The organism is Rhodopseudomonas rhenobacensis (assembly GCF_014203125.1).
GTDB lineage: Bacteria > Pseudomonadota > Alphaproteobacteria > Rhizobiales > Xanthobacteraceae > Rhodopseudomonas_A > Rhodopseudomonas_A rhenobacensis.
On record NZ_JACHIH010000063.1, the window covers coordinates 1 to 4,401 of the forward strand.

The 4,401-nt window shown below is 67.6% G+C and carries 4 protein-coding genes; 1 reads left to right on the forward strand and 3 read right to left on the reverse strand.

What is annotated here, in order from left to right:
• Positions 1–127: 127 nt before the first annotated feature.
• Positions 128–670, reverse strand: coding sequence for a methylated-DNA--[protein]-cysteine S-methyltransferase (locus HNR60_RS23870; protein WP_184262916.1), 543 nt, complete (start codon positions 668–670; stop codon positions 128–130).
• Positions 671–702: 32 nt separating this feature from the next.
• The gene (locus tag HNR60_RS23875) at positions 703–1,803 is read right to left on the reverse strand and encodes a glycosyltransferase family 4 protein (protein ID WP_184262918.1); all 1,101 of its coding nucleotides are present in this window, start codon (positions 1,801–1,803) and stop codon (positions 703–705) included.
• Positions 1,804–2,036: 233 nt separating this feature from the next.
• Between HNR60_RS23875 and HNR60_RS24420 the strand changes: the two genes are divergently transcribed.
• Positions 2,037–3,449 (forward strand): O-antigen ligase family protein, encoded by a 1,413-nt coding sequence (locus HNR60_RS24420; RefSeq protein ID WP_184262920.1) that lies wholly within the window; start codon positions 2,037–2,039, stop codon positions 3,447–3,449.
• Here the strand turns inward: HNR60_RS24420 and HNR60_RS23885 are convergent.
• Positions 3,421–4,029 carry a hypothetical protein gene (locus HNR60_RS23885; RefSeq protein ID WP_184262922.1) on the reverse strand — a complete coding sequence of 203 codons (609 nt, stop codon included), beginning with the start codon at positions 4,027–4,029 and terminating at the stop codon, positions 3,421–3,423. The genes HNR60_RS24420 and HNR60_RS23885 overlap by 29 nt on opposite strands.
• Positions 4,030–4,401 lie beyond the last annotated feature (372 nt).

Sequence of the window (4,401 nt, forward strand, 5' to 3'; positions counted from 1 at the left end):
GCACTCCTCCAACCGCACTCCTGCGCAGCGATCGCGACACATCATATCGCCGAGAGCCGCCAATCGAATAGCTTCACAGGCTCTCAGGATGACGCCCAGAATTGGGGAAAAGCCAAACTCGCACCCCTCAATCGAACAGCGACGGCGTGTAGTTCACCCGGGCGCCTTCGATCGCCAACAGCTTCAGTTTGGTGACAACGCCGCCATGCGCCGAGAATCCGCCCGGCTTGTCGCCGGCCGCCAGCACGCGGTGGCACGGCACGACGATCGGACAGGGATTGCGGCCGAGCGCCTGCCCAACCTCGCGCGACAGCGCGACGTCGCCGAGACGCCTGGCGATATCGCCATAACTCAAGGTCTTGCCGGGCGGGATCGCACGCGCGATCGCATAGACGCGGCGCTGGAATTCTGACACTTCGGAAAGATCGAGCGCGAGGTCCGCCAGATCGACACGTTCGCCTTCGAGCAGCGACACGATGCGCTCGACCGCGCGGCTCACCTCGGGCGGCGGCGCGGCTTCCGGCAATCCGGGGCAGCGCTGATCGATCCGCGCGCGGGTCTGCGCCTCCGTCTCTTGCGGCAGCTGCACCGCAACGATGCCCTCGCCGCTCCAGGCCACGCCGCAGCGGCCGATCGCGGTGTCGAACAGGGTGTAACCGATCGGGGTCATGGGCCTAGGCTAAGCCAGCCCGCGGATTTTCGCTACCTCGCGCGCGGCGCCAGGGTTTCGACCTTGTCGGCGATGGTCGCCAGCCAATGGCCGCGGACTTGTTGCAGCCGCGCCGATTCGGCGGCGGCGGCCTGCCGGAACTCGGGCAGCCGATCGATCACCTCGCCGATCGCCCGCGCCAGATCCTCGGCCTGGAACGGCTCGGCAAGCACGATGCCGGCGCCGGCGCGCGCCACCTCGGGCGCATAGCCGCAGACACCGGACACGATCACCGGGGTGCCGGCGAGCAAGGCTTCGCCGAGCACCACGCCGGCGGCCTCCTCGCGCGCCGGATGCAGGAACACATCCGCCGCCGACAGCAGATCGACCACATCGGCGCCGTAGGGCAGCACCCGCACCCGGTCTTGCAGACCGAGTTGCCGAATCCGCGGCGTGATCCAACCATCGGAAGAGCCGGCCAGGATCAGTTGCAGCCGCGGATGCGCCGCCAGCGCCGCCAGCGCGCGGTCGAATCCCTTGCGCTTCGCCGGAATGCCGATGCACAGCGCGACCAGCGCGTCGGGCGCAAGCCCGAGCCGGGCGCGGATCTGCGCCTTGTCGTCACGCGCCGCGACGGCGGCGTAGCGCTCCTCGTGCAGGATCAGCGGCAGCACGGCGGCGCGGGCCGGATCGAGCCGATACGCCGCGACATATTCGTCGCGCTGTCGCATGGTGAGAAAGAAGATTTGTGACTTTGCCGTGACATCGTAGATGCCGCGCTCCAACGCCAGCATCGCGCGTCGGCGCGGCATCAGCCGCGACAACAGGCCGGAATAGCGCAGCGTGTAGCTGGGATCGGCGGCGAAGAAGAAATCCGCACCCGGCACCCGATCGAACGCCAGCAGCGCGTCGCCGCGCGCTGCGGCGTGATGGGCGCGCACGGCTGCGGCGAACGACGTGGTGCGCGCGTGATTGGCGTTGCCGGTGGTCGGCAGCACCACGACCTGCAGCTGCGGCTCCGGGCGGGCCGGCGCCGCGGTGGTCAGCACGGTGACGGCATGGCCGCGCGCCGCCAGTGCCCGCGCCACGGCCAGACAATCGCGCTCTTTGCCGCCGAGCTTAGCGAGCTGAAAGACAGCTAATGTGACCCTCATCGGACCTCATGGCGGCGGCGAATATCGCGGTTGCCGTAACATCGGATCCCGGCGAAGTCCACGCGCCTCGAACCGCGTCGCGCAGGCCGCCATCTCGCCGCCGGACTTGGCGCTCCAGACTTGGCTCTCCAGACTTGGCGGTTCACGGCGGGCGCGCTTGACGGGTCTTTAACGTCCAATTTACTAAAATGCCTGGCACGGGCATGTTTGCGCGCGGGAGAAGAGAGGCTTTGGTGTTCAGGGTTGCAAGGAGGCTATGGGACCGCGCCGGGCAATCTGAGCTGGTTTCCGATGAGGCGGCGTGGCTGGTGATCGCCTGCGTGCCGCTGATCGGAGTGTTTTCGTTCTTGTGGAACAACATCGCGGACGTCGCGGTCGCGATCCTGGTGGTGGGGTCGAGCATTCTGGTGCTGCGCAATCGCGCGCTGCTGCAGCCGCCGCTGCTGCTCGGCTTGGCCTGGATGCTGTTCGTGGCGCTGTCCGCCGCCTATGCTGCGTGGTGGGGCAGCCCCGGCAATCAATTTCGCGGCTGGCCGAAACATATCCCGATCGCGCTCGGCCCGCTGGTCGCGGTGTCGCTGCTCGCGGCGTGCCGTCAGCTGCGGATCCCGACCGACCGGCTTGTGGCGCTGCTGCTCGCCGGCGTGCTGTTAGGAGGCTTGGTACTGCTGGTCCGCAACGACGCGATCGGCTCAATCCTGGAATCGCGGCCGAGCGACGGCGCGCTCGGCGACCTCAATCGCAACCTGGCGACGCTGTGTTGCGGGCTGTGCATCATTTCGACGATCAGCCTGATGCACTATTTTCTGTTCGATCCCGCGGTTCGCTCGCGGCTCAGCGTGGCGGCGGCGCTGGCGCTGGCGCCGTTGCTGATCGCATTGTTCGATCTGCTGGTGCTGCTGCGTGGACGCGGCGGCTACGTGGCGACCGCGCTGGCGCTGACCGCCTGGCTTTTCGCGCTCGCCGTCCCTGCCTGGTATCGGCAGCGGGCCGAACGCACCAAGCAGCTGTGGCTCGGCGCCGCGGTGATCGGCACCGGCGCGGTGCTGTTCGGCGCCTATCAGGCGCTGGTGATCAGCGGCCGATCCGTGGTCAAGGGTTCGCTCGGCGAGACGCTGGAGATTCTCGGACAGCTGATCGTCGGCACGGTGAATTCCAGCTACCCGCCGCTGCAGACCGCCGAGGAGCGTCTGCAGCTGGCGGCGGTCGGCATCGATCTGGTGCGGCAGCGGCCCGTGCTGGGCTGGGGTCCCGACGTCTGGCTGCTGCCGAGCCTGTATTCGCCGTTTCCCGGCGTGCAGGGCGTCAACCAGTTTCACGACGGCTATCTGCAGTTCCTGGTCAATTTCGGCCTGCTCGGCGCCGTGCTGATGCTGGCGCTGCTGCTGGTGCTGTTACGCGCCGCGCTGCGCAACAAGCCCGCCGGCGGCGCGGCGATGTCGCCGGCGCTGTTCGCCGGCAGCATCGCGTTGTTGGTCCTGTTGTTGGTGGTCAACGTCACCGAGAGCGTGTTGCACGTCAAATGCGCGGCGAGCATCGCCATGATGCTCGCGGCGTTCGCCTGCATGCGGCCCTCCGCGGCGCCCCCCGGCGCGGTCGGCGCGCCGGAGCCGAGCCCTAATCGGCCTGCTGCAACACCGCGGTGAGCTTGTCGTAGGACTTGGTCACCAGATCAATGTTGCCCTTGTTCTCGATCTGTGGCGCCGGGCTCTTCAACGCGGCGTTGAGGTCGGCGAGCGCCGCTTTCTTGTCCTTGGCGGGCATCTTCTTGTCGGCCTGCACCGCGGCGATCTGCGATTTCAGCACCGCATCGGGGCCGACATAGCTCTTGGTCTGCGGATCGAAGCCGGCCAGCACCAGCCCGACATTGTCGACCACGTCGGTGTAGTCCCCGAAGCTGGCGAAGCCGTGCTTCTTGGCGACCTCCTCGAACTGCGCGTCGATCTTCGGATCCGGCTTGGCGTCCGGCTTCTGCGGCAGCTTGGCGGCGAGCGCGTCGATCTCCGGTTGCGCCGCCAAGAGCTGCTCGATCTGCTTGTCGGTGAGCGCGATCTGTTTGAGCTGCGGCGCCTCGGCCGGCGCTTGCGCGGCGGGCGCCGGCTGCTTGGCGGCCGGCTTCGGCTTGGCCTGCTCGGCCAGCGCGCCGCTGCCGGGCGCCAGCGCCAGCGACAGCGCGAACGACCCGGCAGCGATGGCCGCGACGGCGGAGCGAATCAAGGCTGGCATGGGACTCTCCTTGGCTTGAATGGCTGACGGTTAAGTCGAACCGCGCCGTGCGACGGTTCACGTCTCCGCGCCAAAACTGCCGCGCAATGATGGCCAAAGTTTCTTCGCAACGCGACGCGATTGGGCCGAGGCCGCATTGGCGGGGGGATGCGGCACTGTGCAAGCGTGCAATTGCCGAACAGGCCCTGATCGGCCACCCCGAGCGCGAGTCCGCGCGGCGATATTGGGGAGGCGTCTGTCGATTTTGGTTTTGGTTTTGTGCGCCCGGACGGCGCTTCGCGCGGGCTGCATCCCAACGCAAAAACGCCGGGCTGTTTCCAGCGCGGCGTTTTTGTTTGTTTTGATGAGATCGTATATTTTGAGGATTTGTCC